General features: G+C 59.1%; 24 protein-coding genes and 1 pseudogene. All 25 read right to left on the bottom strand.

All coding sequences use genetic code 11. The features are described from left to right. Positions 1–4 precede the first annotated feature (4 nt). The 25 genes and pseudogenes from V4R08_RS01235 to V4R08_RS01115 all read right to left on the bottom strand — a co-directional run bounded on the left by V4R08_RS01235 (position 5) and on the right by V4R08_RS01115 (position 24,717). The gene (locus tag V4R08_RS01235) at positions 5–1,033 is read right to left on the bottom strand and encodes a polysaccharide biosynthesis protein (protein WP_335577667.1); all 1,029 of its coding nucleotides are present in this window, start codon (positions 1,031–1,033) and stop codon (positions 5–7) included. A 66-nt stretch (positions 1,034–1,099) separates the two neighbouring features. Next, complete coding sequence (locus V4R08_RS01230) at positions 1,100–1,906, bottom strand: AglZ/HisF2 family acetamidino modification protein (protein WP_335577666.1); 807 nt, start codon at positions 1,904–1,906, stop codon at positions 1,100–1,102. Between the two features lie 3 nt (positions 1,907–1,909). Then, positions 1,910–2,524, bottom strand: a complete 615-nt coding sequence (gene hisH / locus V4R08_RS01225; protein WP_335577665.1) for an imidazole glycerol phosphate synthase subunit HisH — start codon at positions 2,522–2,524, stop codon at positions 1,910–1,912. After that, positions 2,521–3,642, bottom strand: a complete 1,122-nt coding sequence (locus tag V4R08_RS01220) for an N-acetyl sugar amidotransferase (RefSeq protein ID WP_335580140.1) — start codon at positions 3,640–3,642, stop codon at positions 2,521–2,523. Before V4R08_RS01220 ends, hisH (V4R08_RS01225) begins: the two co-directional genes overlap by 4 nt. 41 nt (positions 3,643–3,683) lie before the next feature. Next, a complete protein-coding gene (locus tag V4R08_RS01215; RefSeq protein ID WP_335577664.1) occupies positions 3,684–4,913 on the bottom strand; it encodes a glycosyltransferase family 4 protein in 1,230 nt (409 codons plus the stop codon). Continuing rightward, the gene (locus tag V4R08_RS01210) at positions 4,910–6,181 is read right to left on the bottom strand and encodes a hypothetical protein (protein WP_335577663.1); all 1,272 of its coding nucleotides are present in this window, start codon (positions 6,179–6,181) and stop codon (positions 4,910–4,912) included. Before V4R08_RS01210 ends, V4R08_RS01215 begins: the two co-directional genes overlap by 4 nt. After that, positions 6,178–7,395, bottom strand: a complete 1,218-nt coding sequence (locus tag V4R08_RS01205) for a hypothetical protein (protein WP_335577662.1) — start codon at positions 7,393–7,395, stop codon at positions 6,178–6,180. Before V4R08_RS01205 ends, V4R08_RS01210 begins: the two co-directional genes overlap by 4 nt. A 220-nt stretch (positions 7,396–7,615) precedes the next feature. After that, positions 7,616–8,572, bottom strand: coding sequence for a Gfo/Idh/MocA family protein (locus tag V4R08_RS01200; protein ID WP_335577661.1), 957 nt, complete (start codon positions 8,570–8,572; stop codon positions 7,616–7,618). A 21-nt stretch (positions 8,573–8,593) separates the two neighbouring features. Continuing rightward, positions 8,594–9,637: a Gfo/Idh/MocA family protein gene (locus tag V4R08_RS01195; protein ID WP_335577660.1), complete on the bottom strand. Its 1,044-nt coding sequence runs from the start codon at positions 9,635–9,637 to the stop codon at positions 8,594–8,596. Position 9,638: 1 nt separating this feature from the next. Further along, a complete protein-coding gene (locus V4R08_RS01190) occupies positions 9,639–10,961 on the bottom strand; it encodes a lipopolysaccharide biosynthesis protein (RefSeq protein WP_335577659.1) in 1,323 nt (440 codons plus the stop codon). Between the two features lie 18 nt (positions 10,962–10,979). Beyond that, positions 10,980–11,624, bottom strand: coding sequence for an imidazole glycerol phosphate synthase subunit HisH (gene hisH / locus V4R08_RS01185; protein WP_335577658.1), 645 nt, complete (start codon positions 11,622–11,624; stop codon positions 10,980–10,982). After that, entirely contained in the window at positions 11,621–12,379 is a 759-nt protein-coding gene (hisF, locus tag V4R08_RS01180) for an imidazole glycerol phosphate synthase subunit HisF (RefSeq protein WP_335577657.1), read from the bottom strand. Before hisF ends, hisH (V4R08_RS01185) begins: the two co-directional genes overlap by 4 nt. A gap of 3 nt (positions 12,380–12,382) precedes the next feature. Continuing rightward, positions 12,383–13,666: an N-acetyl sugar amidotransferase gene (locus V4R08_RS01175; RefSeq protein WP_335580139.1), complete on the bottom strand. Its 1,284-nt coding sequence runs from the start codon at positions 13,664–13,666 to the stop codon at positions 12,383–12,385. A gap of 35 nt (positions 13,667–13,701) precedes the next feature. Then, positions 13,702–14,391, bottom strand: a complete 690-nt coding sequence (locus V4R08_RS01170) for an acylneuraminate cytidylyltransferase family protein (RefSeq protein ID WP_335577656.1) — start codon at positions 14,389–14,391, stop codon at positions 13,702–13,704. Then, on the bottom strand, positions 14,388–15,437 hold the full coding sequence (locus V4R08_RS01165; RefSeq protein ID WP_335577655.1) for a nucleotidyltransferase family protein: 1,050 nt from the start codon (positions 15,435–15,437) through the stop codon (positions 14,388–14,390). Before V4R08_RS01165 ends, V4R08_RS01170 begins: the two co-directional genes overlap by 4 nt. After that, positions 15,434–16,081 (bottom strand): acetyltransferase, encoded by a 648-nt coding sequence (locus V4R08_RS01160; RefSeq protein ID WP_335577654.1) that lies wholly within the window; start codon positions 16,079–16,081, stop codon positions 15,434–15,436. Before V4R08_RS01160 ends, V4R08_RS01165 begins: the two co-directional genes overlap by 4 nt. After that, on the bottom strand, positions 16,078–17,154 hold the full coding sequence (neuB, locus tag V4R08_RS01155; RefSeq protein ID WP_335577653.1) for an N-acetylneuraminate synthase: 1,077 nt from the start codon (positions 17,152–17,154) through the stop codon (positions 16,078–16,080). Before neuB ends, V4R08_RS01160 begins: the two co-directional genes overlap by 4 nt. Next, complete coding sequence (gene neuC, locus V4R08_RS01150; RefSeq protein WP_335577652.1) at positions 17,147–18,313, bottom strand: UDP-N-acetylglucosamine 2-epimerase; 1,167 nt, start codon at positions 18,311–18,313, stop codon at positions 17,147–17,149. The genes neuB and neuC overlap by 8 nt, the downstream gene beginning before the upstream one ends. Beyond that, complete coding sequence (locus V4R08_RS01145; protein WP_335577651.1) at positions 18,310–19,503, bottom strand: LegC family aminotransferase; 1,194 nt, start codon at positions 19,501–19,503, stop codon at positions 18,310–18,312. The genes neuC and V4R08_RS01145 overlap by 4 nt, the downstream gene beginning before the upstream one ends. Positions 19,504–19,547: 44 nt before the next feature. Then, the gene (locus tag V4R08_RS01140) at positions 19,548–20,558 is read right to left on the bottom strand and encodes an NAD-dependent 4,6-dehydratase LegB (RefSeq protein WP_335577650.1); all 1,011 of its coding nucleotides are present in this window, start codon (positions 20,556–20,558) and stop codon (positions 19,548–19,550) included. Positions 20,559–20,677: 119 nt separating this feature from the next. Beyond that, the gene (gene nusG / locus V4R08_RS01135; RefSeq protein WP_335577649.1) at positions 20,678–21,190 is read right to left on the bottom strand and encodes a transcription termination/antitermination protein NusG; all 513 of its coding nucleotides are present in this window, start codon (positions 21,188–21,190) and stop codon (positions 20,678–20,680) included. Continuing rightward, a complete protein-coding gene (locus V4R08_RS01130) occupies positions 21,187–21,912 on the bottom strand; it encodes a winged helix-turn-helix transcriptional regulator (RefSeq protein WP_335577648.1) in 726 nt (241 codons plus the stop codon). Before V4R08_RS01130 ends, nusG begins: the two co-directional genes overlap by 4 nt. A 47-nt stretch (positions 21,913–21,959) precedes the next feature. Next, a pseudogene (locus V4R08_RS01125) lies at positions 21,960–22,139 on the bottom strand (lysylphosphatidylglycerol synthase transmembrane domain-containing protein); the annotation flags it as partial. Positions 22,140–22,331: 192 nt separating this feature from the next. Beyond that, positions 22,332–23,288: an IS5 family transposase gene (locus V4R08_RS01120; RefSeq protein WP_335577647.1), complete on the bottom strand. Its 957-nt coding sequence runs from the start codon at positions 23,286–23,288 to the stop codon at positions 22,332–22,334. Positions 23,289–23,451: 163 nt separating this feature from the next. Beyond that, positions 23,452–24,717, bottom strand: a complete 1,266-nt coding sequence (locus V4R08_RS01115; protein WP_442935675.1) for an IS701 family transposase — start codon at positions 24,715–24,717, stop codon at positions 23,452–23,454. Positions 24,718–24,990: the final 273 nt, after the last annotated feature.

Genomic DNA, 24,990 nt, shown 5'->3' with positions numbered 1-24,990 from the left:
GGTCTCAGTCGTCCATCACGACGTTATCGCCACGTGCAACGCGCTGCACGAGATCGAGCTTGAGAAGAAGCTGCTTCATACCGATTTCATCGAGCTGCGTGGTATTGTGGGAGTTATAGTCATGCTCGGAGCTGATACGCCGCTCTCCCTCCTCCACGAACTTCGTGTAGTTCAGATCGCGACCGTCAGCCGGAACGCGGTAATAACCACCGCGATCCTCGGCGTGACTCATCTCCTCGCGGCTCAACAGCGTTTCATAAAGTTTTTCGCCATGCCGGGTTCCGATCTCGACGATCGGATGGTCCGGCTTGCCCATCAGCGACACCAGCGCCCGCGCCAGCACCGCGACCGTCGCTGCTGGCGCTTTCTGCACGAAAATATCGCCGTTGTTTCCGTGGACGAATGCGTGGAGGACCAGTTCGACGGACTCATCCAGGGTCATCATAAACCGCGTCATGGCCGGGTCCGTCATGGTGATCGGCTTGCCGGCCATGATCTGCTCGACAAATAACGGAATCACCGACCCACGCGACGCCATGACGTTTCCGTAGCGCGTACCGCAAATCACGGTGTCGTCCAGATTGCGCGAAACCGCAATCATGACCTTTTCCATCATCGCCTTGGATATGCCCATGGCATTGATCGGGTAAACCGCCTTGTCAGTGCTCAGACAGACGACGCGCTTAACGCCCGAGGCGATCGCGGCTTCGAGCACGTTTTCAGTCCCGAGGACATTGGTCCGCACCGCCTCCATCGGGTGGAATTCGCAGGACGGCACCTGCTTCAATGCGGCTGCGTGAAAACAGTAATCCACACCGCGCATCGCAGCACCCACGCTGCGCGAATCCCGGACATCGCCAATGTAGAATTTCAGCTTGGGGTCGGGATATCGCTTGCGGAGATCGTCCTGCTTTTTCTCGTCGCGGCTGAAGATCCGAATCTCGCGCTGGCCAGACGATAAAAACCGCTTCAACACGGCCTTGCCGAACGACCCTGTCCCGCCCGTAATCAGCAATACTTTGTCATTGAACATGGGTTATCCGGGCCTTCATCAAGGAAACGTGCCGCCGATCGGTCCCATCACGCAATTTGATGCTTGTCACGCAATGCGGTCCGGGTTAAGCGCCGGACCGGAAGCGGCGACGCGAACAAGCTCGTCTTTCCTCTCGGCGGAAGGATAGCTGATTAGGACAGCCTTGTAAGGCCCCTTGAACACGAAAAAGCTGCCGGCCGCAACGCCCACCACGCCGCAGGCCGCGACCACGGCCTCCATGTGCGCAAACGATCCGGCGCCACCCAGAAACGTCACCGGCAAGCGCACGGCCTTTCGAACCTCGACAGCGAGAGCCAGGTCATAACCCTTCATCATCCCGTCGTTATCGATCGAATTGATCACGATCTCGCCGGCACCCAGCGCTTCGGTTTGTTTCGCGACATCGATCACCGACCGGCCGGTCGAACGGGTGCCGTTGTGCGTGCACGCCTGATGATCCCCGGTACGGCCGTCCTTTTTGGCGTCGATGACGACAACGACGCTCTGCCCTCCGATCTCCTGCGCCGCCGCGCCGATCAGTTCGGGTGTTTCAATCGCGGCCGAACTTATAGCCACTTTCTCGACACCGAGACCCACAATGCGCTTCGCCTGCTCGACGGTTTTGACACCGCCGCCATAGCAAAGCGGCATCCGGCACTCGGCGGCCAGATTGGCAATCATCCGGAAATCAGGCTCCGCGCCGTTCGCCGTCGCATCGATGTCGAACACCGCGAGTTCGTCAGTTTCCTTCTCGTTGAAGATCTTCACCGCATTGATCGGATCGCCGACGTATTTCGGCTGCTTGAATCCGACCGTCTTGACCAGACCGCCGTTATGGACCAGCAGGCAGGGGATAATCCTTGGTCTCAGCACGGTTCAGAGCTCCGCAAAATTCTTGAGAAGCCGGTTGCCGAAGCTATGGCTCTTTTCGGGATGAAACTGAACACCATAGACATTGGCGTGCCGGACCGCGCAACTGAATTCCGCGCCATAGTCGCAGCTCGCCAGCACGTCGTCCTGCCGGTCGCAGTTCACGTAGTACGAGTGCAGGAAGTAAAATCGCGCGTCGCGTTCGAGGCCCGTGAACAGCGGACTTTCGCTACTCGGACGCATGTCATTCCAGCCCATATGCGGAAGCGGCATGTTTCTGGCTGCCTCCCACGACTTGAATGCCTTGACGTCGGCGTCGATCCAGCCGAGCCCCGGCAGCGTCCCCTCCTCGCTTGTTCGCGCCAGAATTTGCATTCCGACGCAAATGCCGATCACCGGCACCTTGTCGTCGAGCACCAGCCGATCCAGCGTGTCGCGCATGCCCGACCGCTGCAGCAACTCCATGGCGTGATCGAAATGCCCAACTCCGGGCAAAATCAGTTTCGACGCGCCCTTGAGCTCATCAGCGTTCTTTGCAACGACGACCTTGATGTTGGCCTTGTTGTAGACATTGACGAAGGCGCCAATGTTGCCTAGGCCGTAATCGACGATCGCAATCATCGAACGACCATCTTTTGCACGCCGAGGATACGCAGGACACGGGTCCCCAGATCGATCAGCGGCATCATCGACTTGTAATCGCGATAGCTCTTGTTCGGCCCCGCCATCAACGTCCGAAGTTCGGGGACCGTCAGATCGAGTTTGGTAGCGATGTATTCAAATTCGTGCTCGATCGCGTCCGCGTCATAGGCTGGCTCGGCGATCCTGCGAAGCGCTTCGTCCCTGGTCATCTGTTTGGTGAGGATCAGACTGGAAAAGTGCGCGCGGCGCTTGTCGAAGCCAAATTTCGTCGGCAGCCAGTATCCCTCGTAAAACCGGGTAAAACGCGACTCGTAATGCTTGTGCGCATACTTCTGCCACCCGAAACGATCGGCCAGCTCCTGCATCGCGACGTCCTTGACGTAAGGGAAATTGTTGAGCGGCTTAACGACGCGCATTCCCTTGAAGAAGCGATAGTAGATCCGGTAGGTGAAGATATCCGTGAGCGGAAACGTCTTCAGCGGCCGGGTCCCGAACTGGCGGTGAATGTCGCGCAACTGCCGAAGATCGGTGGCGTGATAGTGCCATTCGAGCGGCTCGCGCACGCATTCCGTCGAATAGTTGGCGCCCGTAATGATGTACTTGAAACCATGGGCGGCCGCGAAATTGTAGAGTGCGGCAAAGAAAGCGTGATCCTGCGGCGTATCCAGGTGCGGCACCTGCGCCTTGAAGAAGGCGAGCTGCAAATCCTTCATTTCTTGCCAATCGATCACCTCGGTATGGAGATCAAGACCGAGCCCGTCGACCATCTTCTCGATATTGTTGACCGATTGCTGCGAATTCCAGCCTGCATCGACATGGAAAATCAGCGGCCGTAAACCAAGCTTTTCCTTGGCCAGATAAGCAACATACGAGCTATCCACGCCACCGCTGACGCCAATGATGCAGTCATGATCGCGGTCCTTGCCTTCCGACCGAATTCTATCGGCCTCGGCCAGCATCTCGCGCTCGCCACGCTCGTCGGGATGCCAGCTGGGCAGGATATTCTGATGATGGTTGTTGCAGTAGTCGCACCAACCACGTGAATCGAACGTGATGTTCGAGTCCGAGGTATCCATGATGCAGTTTGTGCAAATCATATAAGGGCGCTTTGACGGTATGGGCATCTTCGCTTCCAGATTCAGGCAGTTTGACCTGAACGGCCGTTCTCTAGAACACGGGTATAGACCGCCAGCAGCTTCTTAGCGTTATTTTCGGGATTGAAATTCATCTCCGCTAGCCTTTTGGCATTTTCACCCATCCGGCGCACGTCGCCACGGTTGTCGGCGAAATGAATGATGGCTTCGGCCAACTTTTGCGGACTTCTCATCGGGATCGCCAATCCCGTCTCTCCATTCACCAGCGTATCGGGATAGGGATTTTCGACCGCGACAATCGAAGGAACCGACGAAAATGCCGCCTCGAATACGGGACGACCTGGCGAATCGAAATGCGAAGGAAACGCTACGACATCCATGCGCTCATAGATTCGCTGGATATCGACAGTCGGTCCAAGCAGATGGAAGATATCGGACAACCCTTCCGCTTCCACGCGCTCGGATATTTCCTTTTGAACGTTCTGGGCGAGCCCGGAGCGATTCAGCGCCCAGGCCTTCAATCCCTTGTCCGACACCGTGACCCCGCCGACGATCAGGAATTCGACGTGGCGGCCAGTCGCTTTGACGAGCTTCGCCGCCTCGAGCAGATCGAATATTCCCTTCGAACGGTGCAGGTTACCGACGAAGCCTATTTTCAGCGCGCCCTGAGGCAACGCGTCGAGTTTCTCAAGCATGACCAGATCGGGGTTCGGAAGAACCTTCGGTGTGAAGGAGTTTTGAATCACATCGACGTCGATATCCGTCGGCAGCGTGGCACGAACATTCTGATCGATGGCGATAACGGCAGATGCGTTGGCCTTGAGCCTGTTCTTCAGCCAGCGGCACCGTAATGAACGCTGATCCTGCCATGCGAGCGAGCGAACGTGCACGACCAGTGGAGCCAGAAACAGGCGCTTGGCCATCATGCCCGGAATGATCCCCAGGAACTCATTGATGTGAATCAGATCAACCCGGTTCCATGTCCGCTTGGCCCGCAGCAAAACGGCCACCGTGAAGGGCAAATAGAATAGCTCACGTAACAGGACCAGCCACCGGACACCCTCATAATGGCTATATCGCGTATTATCGAACTTGGTCAGGCCTCGCGTGGTGACGCTGTCCTTGGCGATCTGCCGATAGAATTCCAGCGCCGTCCCCTCAACCGCGACGAAATACGGATCAACTGCGCCCTTGGACAGCTGCCGCACCACCTCAAACAAGCTTCGCGACGCGCCGCCGAGCGGGCCGTCGCTGTCGATATACAAAACTTTCATGAGTTATACCTGGGTAACGGTAAAACCGGCGAACGACCGACGAATCCGGCAGAGCCCCTCGTGATCATCAGCGTCAGGATGATGAACATTCCGTCGGTGGGATGAAAGACACCTCCCCAATTCATCATCAGAACGAAAATTGCCGGAAAGCATGCGCAAGCCCAGCGGTCATCACGCAACGTCAGCACACGGAGTCGCCGCACCAGATAGAACGTAAATAGCACGCCGGCGATGCCGTAGGTTGCCAGCAATCGGGTCGGCAGGGATTCCGAGCCGGTGGTGGCAATCGGAGTGCCGCCTGCATCGAGCATGGTTTGATAAGATGATCCCCAACCCATCCATCCCGGGCTGGAGAAAAACAGATGCAGGTGAGCGCTCCATAACCACGGGCGATATAACTGGTAGAGAATTTCGCTGATAGACAGGTTGGTTTGTCCGCGTAAAAGAAGCGTCGAGACCAGATCGTTGTTTTGCAGCGCATATAGAATTGGCGCCGACAAGAAGATGGCCAAATTAAACCCGAACCCTACTATGACCGCGACCCAAAACAAGCGCCTTGGCCTTGGCCTGCGGTACTTTCCGAAGACATATCGTGCGATCAGGTAAATCAGCGCCGCGAGCAGCGCCGCCCTCACGAATGAGAACACAAGGAAATAACCCGCAATAACCAAAGCAATCCGATGACTCTTCGCGCATTGCTTGCTGCTGGTCAGCACCATCAACATCGCCAACGAGAGGATTCCGGTATATGCCACATTCGGATAGAACGAGACTCGCAGCCGGCCATAGGTTGGGTCGGAAAATCCAGGTATCAAGCCATAGTGGTTGAAGTCCGACAGAAGTTTGACGGAAATACCAATCAAGACCAGCAACAGATAGAGCCGAACCAGATCTCGGACGTCGATCTCCGCCTGATCCGTCGAGATCCATGCCAACACCAGAACCAGCGCGCACAGTTGCATGGCGGCGCGCGCATCGCCCATAACGAAACACCAGCTGCCTGCCCATAGTAACATGATCAACAGCAATTTGGCCCTGCCGAACAGGGTTTTCAGAAGCTCATGGAGATCGAGCAGAGGGAACAGCAAAGCCGGCGCGACAATGAGCCAGTATTGTAGGGACCCGCGCTCGAAACTGCCGAACTGCCCAAGCGACATTGTGACCGACAAGGATACCGTAGCAAATACGATCATCAGCCGTCGCTGCTGCGTTCGAGCCCCCATTGGTAAAGCTGGCTCGTCAACAGACAAAATTTGGGAAGAACTCAATGTCGCGCCTGCTTCAGTTCTTGTCTGAGCGGGTCGAGAGACATGGCTGGCAGCAAGGCAGCCAGATTGTCCACGTAACCCGGCGTAGAGAAGCGATTTGACTCGACGGGATTAAACGATGAAGGACTCGCTACGATGTCCCAAACGGCCTGCGGACTGACGGCTCGATAGAACAGACGGCCATCGACGGTATCAGCCAGAAGCTCATGACCATCAAGCGGGATGATGGCGCTCCGCACGCCGATTGCACCGGCATCGAAGTGACACGCCGACGCGATCGTCAGATGCAAATCACTGTCGGCCAACAAATCAAAGACATTCGGCTGCTCAGCAGCCGATATAATCTTGATTCTCTGGTGAGATTTCAGCGCAGCGAACTTCTCCGGACTGGAATCATAGAGGGGATGCAGCTTGATCGATAGGTACCAATCCAGAGAGGACGGCGCACAACGCGCCAACTCGTCGATCCATGCCACGAGTCGTTCCGTATCGAGCCCCTGGGATGTCAGCACAAGGCGAACACAGCTATCATTGACCCTGGCCGCCCGCCTCGCTCTCGCCGAGTCCGTCATTGCGTCGCCGACCGCGACGGCATGATCACGGCCCTGCCGTGTCGTGGCCAGCTTTTCTACCCAATATCCCCCGCGGGCAGCAAGAACATCAGGCAAGATCAACTCAGCAACCGATCCTTCAACCCACAACGGAATAGCGTCGGGCTGTGTTGCATCGAACACGCCGTGCTGCACTTCGATGAACCGGACATTTGCGCGATGCGCAGCGAGTCGTAATCCGTACTCACCGGTATCGGAAACGAAAACCGCGCGGGGTTTTATGCGGGCAAGAAGAACGCCATAAAGCCTCGCCTGCCAGACAACCGTCGATATTCGCATCAGCAGCCAGTGCGGATCTACTGCGACCTGCAACTCGGATTGAAGACACTCCGCGACAAACCGGCAGAACGGCATCGCGTCGGCTGGAAATAGCCGGCCGAGAACGCGTCCCCAAAATGTGAATACCACCGGATTGAGGTCGGCGGGCCGCCAGGCCCCGGCTGCCTGCATCTCGAAGTCGGGCGAGTTGATCTCTTCAAGCTTGATACAGGAATAGCCACGGCGAAGCAGACTATCGAAATGCAGATCTTCGTATTTGTCGCCACTTTTCGCCCGAAGAGCAGAACGGCAAGTCTTGACCAGCAGTTCCTTTCGGCCACCCACGATCAGACGCCATAGCAGCCTCAGAGTCCCAATCAACGCCTCGACAACGCGGGAGAAGAGCGGCCTGCTTCGAGTCGAGAACGGGAGGTCCGCGACCATCCAATGGACCGGATTTCTCATCACGCGCCAAGCTGACCACCCGTCGATCCGATATGCGAAAAGGTCGTGCCGACGCTCGAGCGCAAGCAGCTTCTTCAGCCGTACCGCTCGCTCCTCTCTGCTAGTCACGAGAAGAACTCAATCCGTAGATCCGTGCACAAAGCTCCATCGATCGTGTCGCATCTTCAAGGGAAGCGAGTTTCGGTGTGCGCCCCTTGAGAGCTTCGACAAGCTGTTCCGCCTGGTAACGCAGACCAGGCTTGTATTCAGAATCGATGGCTTCGGGTTCAATCTCCGTCAGGCGGCGCTCGCCCCGCCGCTGAACGGCAAGTTTCTCGACTGGCCGCATCTCCAGACGAAGGTTGCGATTTGTCACGCTTACCGACCACGGGCCCGGCGCATTCCAGACGGCCTGATATACGCCGACGTCGCCACTCGAAAACCGGATCGACGCAGCGACGAAACTCGGCGCTTCTGGTGACCATGGAACCCCGTGCTCGACAGAAACGACGTCACCACGCGCCATGAAACTGAAATAATCGATGAGATGGATCGAATTCGCATACATCCAGTTGCGAACGACCTCCTCAGGCTGGCCCGCACCGCGCGCCGCTTCCTGATCTTCCTGATCGAGCACCGAAATCAACCGCGGGCTCTCATCCACCGCCAGTTCGGCAAGCGCCTGCCTCGTGGCTGAATACGAACGGCGATTGAGCGCGACATAGGAGCGGTTTCCGGCTTGGCGGCTTTGCTCCAGAATTCTCGTTGCGGTCGGCAAATCCACACCGACCGGCTTTTCGAGAAGGCATATCCATGGAAATCTGAAACATGCGGCACAGACTTCCGGCATCGAAAGCTCGTTGACGGTCACCACGACGGCATCGGCTCGCGTGGCCTGGTACATCTCGGCAACGCTGCTGTAGACGGGCATCGAATAGGTCTGCGCAAGTGCTTCGGCGCGCGAACGCGTGCGGCCGCAAACGCCGACGATCTCCACCTCGGCCATGGAGCGCATCGCCCGTGCATGCTCCTGCGCCATGTATCCTGCGCCAACGATTGCAATTTTCCACTTTTTCATGATCGCTGCTCAGATCTCAAATCAGGCCCATTGAAACCGGCGCGCAACAGGCAACGACTGCTCGCCAATCGCCGCTGCACTCCCGCTCTTTTCGTGCGAAACGTGTGCAGCAATACAGCAGGCCAGTGCATGAAGCCCAGCTTCGCCATCTGGATAGGATTGCCCGGCAAGAAGCGCCGCCCAAAGCGCTTTGGTCGGCCCCACCACGTCTGCGGGCGCGATATTCTCCGCGCGAATGTCGGACGGCATGCCGTATCTGGTTGTCGGAAGATCGCGGAATTCGCTCTTTCGGGCAACCACGCGCATGGTGCCGTTCAATTCGTCCACCACGATCTGGCCGTAGCGGCAGATGTAAACGACATTGATACCGTTGCCGGCGTTGACAGAAAAATCGAGATACAATGATGGACCCTCGCTGTGGGCGAGAATGCGGCCCGATCTGTCTTCGAATTGCGCGCCGCGCGGATTGGCAAGTTTGGCGTCTTCGAACCAGGCGCTGACCGATTGAACGGAAACGCCGCTGACATACCGGAACATCTCGAAATAGTGACTGGCATTCATCGCCAATCCAAAATTCGAGGCCGCAACCACGACGCTGGCAAGCGGCCCGAGTTGCTCAGACCCGATCAAGGCTTTTACCCGCGTGTATTGCTCCATGAAGCGCATCTGGTGATTGATCGCCAGAACGGTTCCTGAACGGTTGCACGCGTTCATCATCTCCCGTGCCTCGGCGAGCGAGGTCGCCATCGGCTTCTCGCACAGGATGAAACGCACCCCGGCTTCGGCCGCGGCCACGACAAGCGGAGCGTGCGATGGTGCCGTTGTCGCTACCACGAGAGCATCCGGACGGACGCTCCGGAGCATTTCAACTCCGTCGGCGAAGCTTGCAGACGAATCGAGCTTCCAGGTTTCGCATGCGGTGGCGCGGGCCTGCTCCGCGATATCGGACACGCCGCAAACCGTCATTCCAATACCCGTGATAGCCTCGATGTGCCGCATTCCCATGCGGCCAAGGCCGATAACAGCCGCCCGCAAACCCGCGGGAGCGGAAGAGTTCGTTGTCATATCAGAAGCGATCCTGAAAGTTGGAAGATTCAAGAGAGTTTGGAACGGTGGCATCATGCAATAACGCACCCACCGCGCGGCGGACTTCGAACCAAGGCAAATCAAAACTCTTGATCGCGATGACGGTTGCGAATACGGCAAGAATGCCTTGTGTGGCGGCATATCCCATCGCCGCCCCCTGCATGCCAAGGCTAGAGACGAGTCCCCAGACCACCACGGAGCCTATTGTCGCCGCGCTCACCGTGGACGATGCCAATAAGCCTGTCCGCCCTCGAAAGAAGTAGATGCTGGAGGTGCAGAAGTAGACGCCGCTGAAGGCGCCGCCGAGCACAAACCAGGGAAGCATCTGCACAGCTTCCGCATAGCGCGCACCAAGCAAAAGACCACTGGTCCAGTGCAAGCCAAGATTGATCACAATCGCCAGGCACAAAAAGGCTGGCGCGGCGACATAAATCGCTCCCACGACACGAAGCCTGTCGCTCGTGCTACCCGATCCCAATTTTGCGTAAAGCCAGGGGTTATAGGCTTTGACAAAAGCATCGGCGAGAATGGCCATCACCATTCCCAGCTGGGCGCCGGCGCCGTAAATGCCAAGCACCTTCGGGCCGAGTTGAGTCGAGACCATCCATCTGTCGATGGTTGCGAGCAGAACGCCGGCGAGCACGTGGGGAACCAGCGGTAGCCCGTAGCCGATCTGGTGTTTCAAATCATCGGCACGGATCGACCAGACGGCATCGCGCGATAGCGTGAATATAGTGAGCGACACGGACGCCATCGCAACGGCGGACAACGCAATCCCCGCGTTGCGGCCGCCAGCTCCCCACCCAAGCCAGAGAACCGCAATCAACGACAAACCAACGTTCAACACGCTCGCCGTCACCTGCAGAATCGCATTTCTGAACGGCCGCTGCTGACTCTGCCAAAGCACCAGACGGCATTGCAAAATAACATTCGCGCCGGCGGTCAATGCCGCCGCGGACGCCCACGGCGCGGGAAGGTCGGCAACCAGTGAAGGCACCGTCGTGACAACGAGGGCAACCAGCAGCGCCACCAGCAGCGTGGTGCCGATGGCGAGGGCCAGAGCCGTACCGTTGTAAGCCGGTATTTCGGCGCGCGGTATCGTGAACCAGGCGACGCCTACCGCGGAATGCATACCCAGTCCCGCAAATGGCGTGCAAAACGTCACCAGTAGCGAAAACGCGATAATGTGCCCGTATTCGGCGGGAGCAAGCACCCGCGTCAGCAGCGGCAAAAGCAGAAACGGCACCGCCGCGGACGCCACGTTGGCACCCGCATAGATAGCACCGGCTCGAAAGAATTTCACGTCGGATACTGCGCGTGCTTATAGCCGAAGAAACGCAGCCATCATTTTCAGGCCTTCGCTGCCGCTCTTTTCCGGATGGAATTGCGCTCCCAATATCGGACCCGAGCGAATGGCCGCCGTCACGCGATGCCCGCCATAGTCGCAGTCGGCAAGCAGATGTGCGGGATTCTCCGGAACATGATGAAATGAATGTACGAGATAGACCGGCGCACCCGCCGCCGTATCCTCCAGCATCGTTCCCTTCCAGCCACCGTCCGACGTTGGAAATATTTCACTCCAGCCGATATGAGGAATCTTGTGAGGGTTACCCTCAACGGTCCGTAACGGCACTTGTTTGACGCGTCCAGGTATCAATCCAAGCCCCTGATGCTCGCCGAATTCCTCGCTGGCAGTCGCCAGCATTTGCATTCCGAGACAGATACCGAGCAACGGCCGCCCCGTCGCGGCGAATTGCGTCAGCGGCTCGACAAGATCGCGATCGCGCAATCCCTGCATGCCGTCGGCAAAGGCGCCGACGCCGGGTAATAGAAGTCGATCGGCATTAACAATATCGGCCGCTTTCGACGACATCCTGACGTTCGCACCACAGTACTCCAGCGCCCGCTTCACACTGAAGAGATTGCCAATGCCGTAGTCGATGACAGTAATTTCCGGCCTGCTCACGTCTGCCTCACCGGAATGTTCTGGGAACGCGCAACGTCTCTCAACTGAGATATTGTCGCGCGATTGTAGTGGAGCGCGTCCGCGATCGCGACCGCGTCCGCGCCGGCCGAAACAACCTCCGCAAGATGACGCGCCTCGCCGTATCCTCCACTTGCTACAACGGGAACGGACACGGCAGAAGCTACAGCCTTGGTCAACTCCACATCAAAACCCTTCCGGGTTCCCTCGCGATCGATCGAAGTCAGCAGAATTTCGCCGGCGCCAAGCTCGATACCGCGCTGCGCCCATTCAACGGCATCGATACCCGAACGTTCGCGACCGCAATCGGTATAGACCTCCCAGCGGCCATCGCTGCGCGATTTCGCCTCGATCGAGAGCACCATGCATTGCGAGCCGAAGCGACGCGAGACTTCGGTGATCAATTCAGGCCGCTTCACCACCGCCGTATTGATCGTAACCTTGTCCGCGCCGGCACGCAGCAGATCACGAACATCGTCGGAACTGCGAATGCCCCCGCCAACGGTCATCGGCACGAAGACATCGCGGGCCGCATGCTGAACGATGTCCATCAAGTTGTTTCGCCCGTAAAGGCTCGCAACAATGTCGATATAAATGAGTTCATCTGCGCCTTGCTCGTAATAGCGTCGCGCGAACTCCTGGGGATCGCCAATGACGCGCAGTCCCTCAAGATGAATCCCCTTGATCAGATTGGGGCCCTTGACGTCGAGCCGAGCGATGAGCCGTACGTTGGTCACGTGTTACTCTTCGTTCCAGACAGTCTTGCGCAGCGACCATTCGCCCTTCTCGTATTTCCAGAGATGCGGTGATCTGAAAGAGTCAGCCAGATTATCGAAATATCGACGATCCATAATGGGCTGCTCGAACATCTTCGACGCTTCCGGAAATTCGTTTTCGGAAATGCTCAGATAACGGAAGATTTCCTCGGCAAAGCGCTCGGGGAACTCGCCGTCGAAACGGCGAGCGAGACTGACGCCTTCTTCGCGCGTGATGTCGCGGGAGCGAATTTCCTGCGCCGCATCGTAGGTCGCTCGGCCGATGCCAAACTTGATGAACGTCGTGTAGTAGTGAAAATCATCAATGCGATCGTCGATGCTGTTGTATTTGCTGTAAGTCCCCGCCGTACGCTCAGGCGAAGCCTGGAAGCCGCCATGCTCGACGGCGTAGTAATAGCAGCTCTGCGGATGCCACTTCAGATAGTAGCCGAGATAGTGCACCTCGACCTTCTGGCGCTCGATCTCGGCGGGATCGGCAGGCATATAAGGCTGCAGTTCGTGCGGATCGACACCGAACTGATTTTGCAAGTCGGCGACGGATGTCCCGCCCAGGTAGATTTTGGATTTGTCCTGAGCCGCAAAGTACGACCAGTCGCGACGTGCCGTTTGCGTATCGGCAACCGGGTTACCGTATTCGGCTTCGTTCTCGCCGTAGAAAACCAGCGGGATCTTGTGCAGCAGCGCCATCTTCGGCGCCAACGCCTTCTGACCGAAAATGAAGGGCTGAAATGGATGGAATAGGTTTTCCACGGCGAGGCGCGTGACCAGACGGTGAACCCGGCCGTTCGGCGTACAAAGAAAGTTATCGAAGCCAGCATGAATCCATGACTGGAAATTGCGCCATCCCCAGTCCGTATAAATGTGAGGCGCCCACGTCACCGTCAGCGGATGCATGTTGTATTTTGTCTTCAGGATGTGCGCTGCATAAAAGCTGTCCTTGCCGCCAGATCCTGGCAGGATGCAGTCATACGATCCATTGGTCTTGCGATGGCGATCGCAGAGTTCGCGCAATTCCTTTTCGCGAGCCATCCAGTCGATGGTCTTGGTCTTATTCTCCGCAACGCGACACGCATCGCAGACGCCTTCATCATCGAAATTAATGGTCTTCTTCTTGCTGTCCTTCGTGTGCTCGTATTCAACCGCGGAGTTAGGACGCTGGTTGGAAATGACGCAGCTCTTGCAGTAGCAGACCTGCAACGGCAGGCCATAACGCGCATGATTGGGTCGCTCGGACAAAAACGGCGTCATGTCGACGTCACGGTGACGGGGATAGCGATCCATTATCATTTCTCTCCTGCAATCTTTTTGAACTGCTCGATGTCGGCGAATGTATCGATGTCGAGCGAGCGCTCGGCCGGCATCGGAAAACCTACGGTCGCGGCCGAGAGGAATGTCCGCGTTCGCATGAACCAGTCGGTGCGTGCCGCATAGACCGCGCCGTTCAGGCACCACGCCTGCGGCAGATCCTGTCGACGCTGCGGCATACCACCGTCCGGCTCGGCAAACCGCGCGAGGCGGCCAGCCGGATCGACTCGAAAGGTCCAATACGGATGGTCGTCGGCCTCGCGGACGCTGACACAGGCCGGCGCACCGCTTTCGATCAATCGCATCAGTGCACCGTCGATGTCGGCAGCGATCCGCAGCGGCGACGTCGGCTGCAAGAGAACAACGATCTCATAACCCGGCACACGACCCAGCGCATCCGCCACCACATCCATCGACGAGGCCTCGTCGGTCGCGAGCGCAGCATCGCGGACGAACGGCACGTCGCATCCGGCATTCCTGGCGACCTCGATGATTGCCGCGTCGTCTGACGACAGGATCAGCCGGTCCACATGGCGCGATCCGCGCGCGGCGTCGATGGTCCACTGGATCAGCGGGCGGCCGGCGATCGGCATGATGTTCTTGCCAGGAACGCCTTTCGATCCGCCGCGGGCTGTGATGACCGCGAGAACTGATTGTCCATCGATCATCGGAAAATCTCGGCGAAGTCTATGTTGGCCCGTTCGTAATCGGCCATCCGGCCGATATCGAGCCAGTAGCCATCGATGTGATGACACCGCGTCTTCATTCCCTGCCGCATCATCGCGTCGAACAGCGACGGCATGTCGAACGTCATGTTTTTCGGAATCAGGCCGAGACTCGAGGGCGACAGGACATACATGCCTGCGTTGACGACGAAGCTCTGAACCGGCTTCTCCTCGATCGCCTCGATGCCGGCGTCGCCTTCGCGCACGACGCCGAACGGAACCTGCATGTCGTAGGTCCGAACGGCCATGGTGCCGTCGGCCTTCGACTCAACATGCCGGTCGAGCATGTGACCATAATTTTCCTTGGTCAGAAGATCGGCATTGGTCACGACCAGGGGCAGCGTCGGCTGCTCGGTCAGCAAGCTCAATGCGCCCGCGGTCCCGAGCGGCCTGTCCTCGCGGAGATACGAGATATCCACGCCAAACGATGCCCCGTTGCCGAAGTGATCCTCGATCTGCCCGGCCCTGTAGCCGACGGCCAGGACGACGCGCCGGAAGCCCTGCTGCGCGAAGCTCGAAATGATCGTTTCGAGCAGGGGCCTCGAGCCTACCTTCAGCATCGGCTTCGGGGTCTCGCTGGTGAGTTCGGCCAGCCGCGTTCCCCGGCCGCCGGCCATGATCACAACCCAGTTGTCGCGCTTTGGCGTCGTCAGCAGATCGTCGATGGTCTGCAGACCAACGACGATACCCTGCGGATCGACGATGGGCATCTGATAGACGCCCCTGTTCCGCATCGAGGCGACGATGGCCTGAATATCCTCGTTCGATTTCGCAACGATCGGATTGAGATGCATCGATTGCGCAACCTTGTCGGTCAGCGCAAGCCCGCGCAGAAGTCCACGACGCACGTCGCCATCGCTGAGCGTCCCGAGCAATCGGCGGTTGGCATCGACGACGAGAACCATGCGCGTTCCCGCCTTGTCGATTTTCTCGAGTGCATCCCGCAGCGACAGCTCCGGGTCGACCAGAATGGTCTCCCAGTTCCTCATGCGATCCCCTCGGCAGAAGAGCGGGCCGGCATGCCGACCAGTTCTCCGCCGCCATCGAAATCCTTGACGACGACAGCTCCGGCGCCGACCAGCGTGCGCTCTCCGAGCCGGATTCCCTGACGCACGACCGCGCCGGCCCCGATGTGACTGTAATTCCCAACCGTCACGGCGCCACACAGCAGCGCACGCGGCGCGACGTGAACGTAGTCCCCCACATCTGCGTCGTGCTCGACAACAGCGGCCGTGTTCACAATCGCCCCTTCACCGATCGCGGCCAAGGCCTGAACAATGCTACCCGCGAGAAGCTGTGCACCGTTTCCAATCCGCGCATGGCGCGAGACGATCGCTGTCGGGTGGATTACGGTCGCGAACCGCCAGCCTTCTTCCTGAAGACGCTGTTGCAGAGCTCGCCGGACATCGGTTCCTTTCACACCCCCGACGCCGTTTGCCAGCAGGACGTCGTTCCGGTCGCTACCGGCCAGCACCGTTGCATCGCTGCCGAGCACCGGCAGATCACACTGCTTCGATTGATGCTTGGCCGGATCGGCATCGGTAAAGCCAAGGACGTTGACGCCCGCAGCTTGCAGGGCATCGGCGATAACGGCGGCATGTCCGCCGGCTCCAATGACAATTACGGGCTTCATAGTTCAATCATGTCGTCGGGCTGATAGTCGCGACCGGCCGGGCGGCCGATCAGATTCAGTGCCTCGATCGGCGGCAATCCGGTCCCCGGCCGCTTCTCTGTGAACATGTCGGCCGTCAAAATCTTGCCTTTGCGGATTGCGCGTGCCGCAACCAGGCTCCGGCGGGCCACGGCGCGATTGCGCATCTCCTGGGCGCCCGGTCCCTTGGTCGCGCTGCCCAATGCGCTTTCAATGTTACGGATCGACGTTACCAGTTGCTTCAATTCATCCGGCTCGAGCGAAGCGCTATGATCAGGGCCCGGCAGACCGCGATCGAGCGTAAAGTGCTTTTCGATCGTCCCCGCACCCAATGCCACAGCCGCAAGCGCCACTTCGATGCCAATCGTATGGTCGGAATATCCAACGGGCAGATCGAAGGCCGCGGCCATGGTCGTCATCGCATGCAAGTTGATCGTTTTCGGCGGCGCAGGATATTCGGTCACACAATGCAACAGCGTGACCTTGTCGCGCAGGGCGCTGCGCCCCGCATCGCTGCCATACGCTTCCTCGAAGTCCGCGCGCGACGCCGGCGCCTTGTTTGTGATGAGCCCAAAAGCCACGACGCCAAGCGCCTGCTCGATCTCTCCGAGGGTCGCCATGCCCGTCGACATGATCAATGGCTTCCCTAACCGAGCCGATCGCAACAGAAGATCGACGCTGGTGACGTCACCGGACGGAATCTTGATCGCCGGCATCTCGAACGCCGCAAGCATCGCCAGGCTCCCGGCATCGAACGCGGTCGACATGAAGCCGATACCCCGGCTGCGGGCGCGATCCGCTATTGCGCGGTGATCCGCCGGCGATAATTCCAGCGCACGGAGCATGTCGAGTTGCGAACCGGATTCGTTGGTGTTGACCACCTGATATTCGGCCTTCGCGGCCTTCGACGTGGCGAGCTGATCTGCCTTGAACGTCTGAAACTTGACGATGTCGGCGCCAGCATCGGCTGCGACATCGACAAGCCTGAGCGCCAGGTCGACCGAACCGTTATGATTGACGCCCGCTTCAGCGATGATCCGCGTGTGCTTAGACATCGGCATGTCCAATCATGTGGAACCGCTTGCCGATCAACTCGGATGCGGGAGGCAGTGCCCGCAGGATTTCGACGATCCGCTCTGACGACTTGCCGTCACCATAGGGATTCTTCGTATCCGAACAATCGAGCTGCATAGCTTTTGCAATAGCCTCGCGAATGGCGTCGCGATCCGGCGCGCAACGCCGCACCGACGCCGCGGCCAGGCGGCCGCATTGCCGGTCACCGATATCGACCGTCGCAACGTTAAGCGACGGCGCTTCATAGAGCCCGCTGGAGGAATTCCCGATCACCGCATCGACCTGGGCCATCAGACTGAGGTAGAGCGACTGTCCGAGCGAGGTATAAAGATGGGCACGCCCGGAGCGAGCGTCTACCCACGCCTTGAGCTTGATCGCCATCGCGCGCCCGCCGGCATCGGCGTTCGGATGGGTAAACCAAAGCGTGATGTCGTCATCGAGCATATCGAGCGCATCGAGCAACGCGGCGAACTGCGCTTCGCCGTGCGCAGCCTCGAGCGTGACCGGGTGAAAGGTGATCAGAAGATTCTTCCGGCCCAGCGGCGCGCCCAATCTTGCTTCCACCGTCGACCGATCCAGCAGCGGTTGGCGACGCAAATGATCGAGTCCCGGACTGCCGACCTGGTAGATACGCGACGGGTCTTCGCCGAGTTGCCGCACCCGGCGCGCCGACTCGGGATTTGTCACAAAGTGAACATGCGCCATCTTGGTGATGGCATGTCGCATGGCTTCATCGATCGCGCCTTCGGTCGTATCGCCACCCGCGATATGGGCGACGGGAATGTTGTGCACGAGACAAGCCTGTACCGCGGCAAAGACCTCGAACCGGTCGCCGAGCACCAGCACGATGTCTGGCTTGAGTTCCTCCAAAGCATCGGACATGCCGATCACGCCGAGGCCGATCGACTTTGCGACGCCGCCAGCTGTACCGCTCGACAACAGCGAATCCACGCGGCGCGCAATGGCAAAACCGTCCTTCTCGATTTCCGTGACGGTACTGCCAAATTCCGGTGACAGATGCATTCCCGTCACGACGAGCTCAAGATCGACATCGGGAGCGTCGCGCAGATCGCTCAGAATCCAGCGCAGCAGCCCGTATTCGGCACGACTGCCCGTCACGACGCAGATGCGGCGGGTCATGACGACGCGACCAGTCCCGGACTGCTTGGAAGATTGATGAGCTGCGCCTCGATCCGCTCCGCGACGTCAAGATTCATACGCGGACAGGACTGGTACATCGGCAATTTGTGCATCAGCGTCCATACGGGACGCGACATGAAGCCGGCATCGTTGAGCGCGCCCAGCAATTCGTCGCGATGCGAGGCGAGCTCGCTATCCAGCATGATTGCGTTGAGCCAGTAGTTACTCGACGTGCCCTGCGGCTCACCCACAAAGCGAACTCCGTTGATGGTCGCAAACGCCTTCGCGTAGCCATCGGCAAGCCGCCGTTTGCGCTCCACCATCGACGCCAACCGCTCGAGCTGGGCGCAGCCGAGCGCCGCATTGATATTCGGCATCCGGTAGTTGTAGCCGACCTCATCGTGCAGGAAATTCCATTCGTGCGCGACGCGTGCCGTCGTGCTGATGTGCTTGGCCCGTTTGGCCAGATCGGAATCGTTGGTGAGAATGGCGCCGCCGCCACCAGTGGTCACAACCTTGTTGCCGTTGAAGCTCAGCGCCGCCAACTGGCCGAAATTGCCGATATGACGTCCATGGTAGTAGGAACCGAGCGACTCCGCGGCATCCTCGACCAGCACCAGATTCCAGCGCCGGGCTACTTCCATCAGCGCATCGAGATCAGAAGGATGGCCGAATACGTGCATCACGACGAGTGCCCGTATCCGCCGGCCGGTGGCGCGATTGATGCAAACGCCGTCGACCACCTGCGCAACGCTCTCGAGATACTTGTCGAGCCGTTCGGCATCGATGCCGAGGGAGATCGTCTCGCTGTCGACAAAATGCGGCACCGCGTGAATGTATGATACCGCGTTCGCGGTTGCGATGAAGGTCAAGGTGGGGATGAGAACCTCATCGCCGCTCTCGACACCCGCCAGGATCAGACAGATGTGGAGCGCCGACGTTCCATTGGATGTCGCAATCGCGTGCTTGCAGCCAACAAACGCAGCGAGATCCTGCTCGAAGCGATCGACATAAGATCCCACCGACGACACCCAGCCGGTATCGATGCAATCCTTGACGTAGGTCCATTCCTCACCGCGAAACTCCGGCTCATGCAGCGCAATCCGCTTGTCGGGCGAACCGAGCAGGCCGCGTACGGCCGCAACGACCGAGGTTGTGACGCCAGATGGCTGACCGGCAGGTGCGTGCATCGGACGATTTCCGTTTGCGGGTGAAGCTACAGTTTCGCGCATGGTCAGATGTTATAGAGCTCGGCCTTGTAGCGGCGCAGATTGGCGGCGTCACCGAACCAGGCGATGGTTTCCTTCAATCCGCGGGCAAGCCCTTCCCGGCCCGCGTAATCCGGAGTCCAGCCCGCCAGCTTGTTGATTTTCGCGTTGTCCGCCCACAAGCGCTCGACCTCGCTGCCCGCCGGACGCAGGCGTTGCTGATCGAGCTCGAACTCGACGTCCTGTCCCATCTGCTCGGCGATCAATCTGGCCGTGTCGCCGATCGAGACCTCGAAATTGCTGCCGACGTTCAGAACCTTTCCGATCGCATCGTCGCACTCGCCCACCGCAACGAATCCCCGCACGGTATCGCGGACGTAGTTGAAGTCCCGTGTCGGCGTCATCGCGCCGAGCTTGATCCGCTTCGCGCCCGACGCGATCTGGGTAATGATCGTGGGGATAACCGCCCGCGCGGACTGCCGCGGCCCATAGGTGTTGAACGGCCGGATGATGCTGAGCGGCGTGCCGAACGACAGATGGAAGCTCATGGCCAACTGATCTGCGCCGATTTTCGTCGCGGAGTAAGGCGATTGTCCCTGAAGCGGGTGCTCTTCCGTGATCGGCACGAAGCGGGCGGTCCCATAGACCTCGCTGGTCGATGTGTGAACCACGCGTTCGACCGCGAGATCCCGCGCTGCCTGCACGACATTCAGCGTACCCCGGACGTTGGTGTCCACATACGCGTCGGGAGAATGGTACGAGTACGGAATTGCAATCAGCGCCGCGAGATGAAACACCACGTCGCATCCACGCATCGCCGTGCGAACACCGTTGGGATCGCGGATATCACCGGCGAAGACGTCGAGTTCGCGCTTGATCCTCGTGCTGGTTTCGTCGAGCCAGCCCCATGAATTGAAGCTGTTGTAATAGACGAATGCACGCACATTGGCGCCCTGTTCGACGAGATACTCGGTGAGGTGCGAACCGATGAAACCATCGGCGCCCGTCACAAGAATTTTCTTACCCTGAAGTTTCATCGATCCATTCGACAACGACCGCCCCGCAACCGCCCGGCGACAACCATGCTACCGCCATTCGGGTGAAAGGGAGGTCATCCTCTCACCCGCCGCGAATTCAAGTCGATCGAAGCCAGGCTCTAGGCGGCCTCGATCGTATCCATATTCATCGTCACCCGGACCTTGCGGCCCAGAAGATCAAGCAACACCATGACGCGTTCGCTATCGGTCATCGATTCGAACAAGCCAAGGCAATCGGAAAAGGCGCCTTCAACAACACGAACGGCATCGCCAGCGGAAAACCGTGGCTTCTGATCGAGTTGAACGAAACCGGCGGAATCCTCGCGCTGTTTCAGGCGGCCGATAACGTCGTGGGCAACCGGCATCGGTTCGTCGCCGCTGCAGACCAGGTTCGTGACACCCACCGTCGAACGGATGGCGCGCCAGCGCTGGTGAATGAGATCGATCGCAACGAACATGTATCTCGGAAACAACGGCGATGCGGTGATGTCGGCGCGCCGCGCGTGGCGCCGGCGCTTGGCATAGCGCGGCAAATAGACTTCGAAACCTTGCCGCTGCAGATGCGCTGCGGCCTTGCCTTCGGCATACGGATGAGTCCGCACTACATACCACTGCTGCCCGGAGGGGATCATGATGCCAGCTCTTCCCGCTCGCTCACGTCGTCGCGGTTCTTCACGACACCGAGAAGACGCGGAAGCAGAACCCGATCCCTGTCAAAGCTCTGCAGCGCCAGATTCCAGCTCTCGTAGGTGCCGACCAGATCGGTGATGACCACGGCGTCGAACTTCGGTTTGACCGCCTCGAATGACCCGACCAGTGGAACCCCCAGGAATTGACCCGGCTTGGCCCCGGCATCGACCAGAGCGATGACCTCGACGCCGCTCTCCATCGCACACAGGACTGCGATCTCGGCCAGATCAGAACGGCCCATCAAGACGGCGGTGCGCACGCCACGCGATTTGGCCGCCTCGAACATCGCAACGCAGTCGCTTTTCGCTTCGCGAAAGAAACTGAAGGATTGCGAGAGGTACGTGACCGTGAGACGGGACTTTTCCGCAAAACCCTTCGGCGTAAGATAATAGGCGTAGCGGCGGGCTGGAACGCTCTGGACCTTGACCAGCCCCTTGTTGACGCAGCGCTTCAGGTAGGCGTTGACGAGTCCGAGCGCGATGCCGAGTTCCGCGGCCAACCGCCGCTGCGATCGCCCGCCGTCCTCATCCAGGGATCGCAATAATCCCAGAATGATGCCGTTCTCGCTGTCCCTGGTGTCGATGGTCTCCGGCACCTTGATCGCCCCGCTGGTTCGGGTGTCGCTTACCCCGTTCATAGCATGAACGTCAAGCTTTTTGTTCACGTCATGAACATAATAAGAATCTTAATTTATCTTTTTATGACAGATAGTTATATCTGATCCGGCAGCCAGCCGAGGGCACCGGCGACGAAATTCACGACCCCGAACAGTAGCGAGGCGCTGACACCGTCCTCGGGCCGCAGGGCGGCATAGCCGAAGGCCAGGGCCATCGTCGCCTCGCGCAGCCCCCAGCCGGCAATCGAGATCGGCAGCGTCGTCACCAGCATGATGTGGGTTAAAAATCAGTTCACCCCCTCAACGTGATTTCCAAAGCAGTATGCGCGTTTGTGCAGGGTATGACAGATATCTAAGGAACCTCTGAGCAACGTCACTTTTTCTGAAGCAGTCGCAACAGGTTTGCGTTGGCGGTGAAGGGTTCTTTGTTTGCACCTGCCGCGGGCGGCATTCGCCCGGCGACTTTGTCAAGCGGACGCAAGTGTCCTGCGGGCAAGGAATAGGTTTGCGAGCGCGAGCAACGCGAAGACCTGTGCGCCGTTTTTGGCGATGCCGCGATAGCGAACCTTGCGATAGCCGAACTGGCATTTCATCACCCGGAACACGTGCTCGACCTTGGCGCGGATTTTTCCGAAGCGGCGATTGCGGCGGCGTTGCGATATCGACAGGGGGCGCCCGGGCTTCGCTTTCGCCTTCACGGCCCACAGAACGCCCGCTGCTTCCGCCTGTCGTTGTTTGCGGTCGTTGGCATATCCCTTGTCGCCATACACCGCACGATCATCCTCGCGGATCAGATTGTCCATGACCTTGGCGTCATGCACACTGCCTGTGGTCACGCCCGCGGTGTGCACGAGCCCGCTTGTCGCATCGACACCGATGTGGGCCTTCATGCCAAAGTACCACTGGTTGCCCTTCTTCGATGAGCGCATCTCGGGGTCGCGCTTCTGTGCCTTGTTCTTCGTCGATGGCGATGCCGCGATCAGCGTCGCGTCGATGATGGTGCCGCCACGCAGTAGAGCACCGCGAGTCTCCAGAAACTCTGCAATCGCGACGAATATCGCCTTCGTCAACTCGTGACGCTCCAGCAGATGCCGGAAGTTCAAGATGGTCGTCTCATCGGGAATTGTGTCGCGTCCGAGCTCCAGACCCGCGAACGTGCGCATCGAGCAAATGTCGTAAAGGACTTCTTCCGCGCCGGGATCAGAGAGGTTATACCACTGCTGCAAGCAATAAATCCGTAGCATCACGGCCAATGGAAATGGTCGCCGACCGCCACTCGGACCAGCCTTGGGATAATGCGGCTCGATCAAAGCTTCGAGCGCGACCCAAGGCACCACCGCTGCCATCTCAGCCAAAAACACATCTCGCTTCGTGCGCTTCTTCTTGTCCGCATAATCGAGCGACGCGAAACTCAGCTGGGCCATCCGAGCGCCTCCCCGAATCAATGATCGAAGAGTGCCATAGTCGCCAAGTTGTTCAGAGCTTCCCTAGGCATATGCGAGAGCCGACTTCTGGGACGAGAGGGTTCGCATGATAGGATGGTTGGCGCATAAGTGCGCCGAATTGAGGCGAGGCGGAATAGTTGTGCTAATTCGGGCGTAGATTGATGATTGATCGGCTCGGTCTTAATGAATGGCCGCTAGGTGGGACATCAACTAGCATTACGGTCGTAATTTTTGTTTGATGTGGGCTTTTTGAGCGACGGCCTGGTGAGTGCGTCGCCACAGCGACCATGCGATGACATAGCCAGGTCGAATTCGTTTTCGCGCGAGCCGCTGCGCTATCTGCGGATTTCCTGGACCGACCAACGGATGAGGTCTTGCGCGTTCGGGTTGCGCGCGAAGTGTTTTTTTGGGGCGGCGCGTTAGCTTTTCGGCGAATGGCGGCCATCATGGCGAAGGTCAACATGACAAGCGACACATGACGATGCCAGCCATGCCAGGATCGCGTTTCATTATGATCGAGGCCGAACTCGTTCTTGGCGGTCTCAAAGCTGTCTTCGATCGCCCAGCGATGTCCTTCAACGGTGACCAGCTGCTTGATGGACGTTCCGGCGGGACACCAGGTGGTGAAGTAGGCGAGTTCGCCGTCAGCGATATGGCGCCGGATCAGCAGTCCGCGCGTCCACAAGCCGCTGCGCTCCTCATTGAACTCACCGGCGTCGAGATCGGCGAGTTCGAGATACGCCCAGTCATGCAGCCGCGGCCCCTTGGTTCCGCTGCCTGCCGACAGGCGGCGCCAATCGGTCGGCTTCAGCGCTTTGGCGATCTTTTCCGCTGAACCGCCGATCAGCCGCTTCCGGCTCCAGGATCCGAACCCGTGGTTGGCGGCAACGCCGAGCACATAGCCTTTGCCAGCCTGGCGCAAATCCCGCTCGATGTCGCCGACGCCATAGACCGTATCGCCTGCAACCCAGGCGAATGGGACGCGCGCCGCAATGGCCCGCGCGATCATCTTGGCCGCGAGCCGCGGTTTCGTCGAAAATCCGACATCGCTTGGCGCATGCGCGGCTTTCCGGCGGCGCGGATCGTCCGTCCAGCTCTTCGGCAGATAGAGCGCGCGGTCCATGAAGGCATGACCGTGGCGCGACACATAGGCCGCGAATACCCCGATCTGGCAATTCGTGATCTTTCCGGCCGAACCGGTGTATTGTCGCGCCACTCCGCAGGAGGCTTTGCCCTGCTTCAGAAAGCCGGTCTCGTCGACGACCAGCACCGCGCCTTCGTCACCGAGATGCTCGACCACATAATCGCGCACCAGATCGCGCAACTCGTCGGCGTCCCAGCGGTCTCGGCCCAGAAGCTCCTGCTGGGCCACGGGCCGGGATCGCCCGCCGCTTCCGCTCGCATCCAGCCAGTCTTGCGCCGTTCTTCGCTCAGCAGTCCGTCAATGAATGCGCCCGCGCTCGCCGCCGTACGCGCCTGCGCAAACAATGGGCGCATCCGTCGCTTCACGTCCCGCAGCGACGACGCCCACAACTCCAGTACCGTTTCGATCGACCCGCCCGTCGTCCATGATTGATGTCGAATCATGGTGATGCATCGAGTCAGAACTCGCTAAAGCGCACAATACAAATTACGACTGTAATGCTAGCGGCAGGAAGTTCGGTCCTTGGAGACCAGAATG

The organism is Nitrobacter sp. NHB1 (assembly GCF_036964665.1).
Classification (GTDB): Bacteria; Pseudomonadota; Alphaproteobacteria; order Rhizobiales; family Xanthobacteraceae; genus Nitrobacter.
This window is presented reverse-complemented; position numbering and strand designations above follow the sequence as displayed.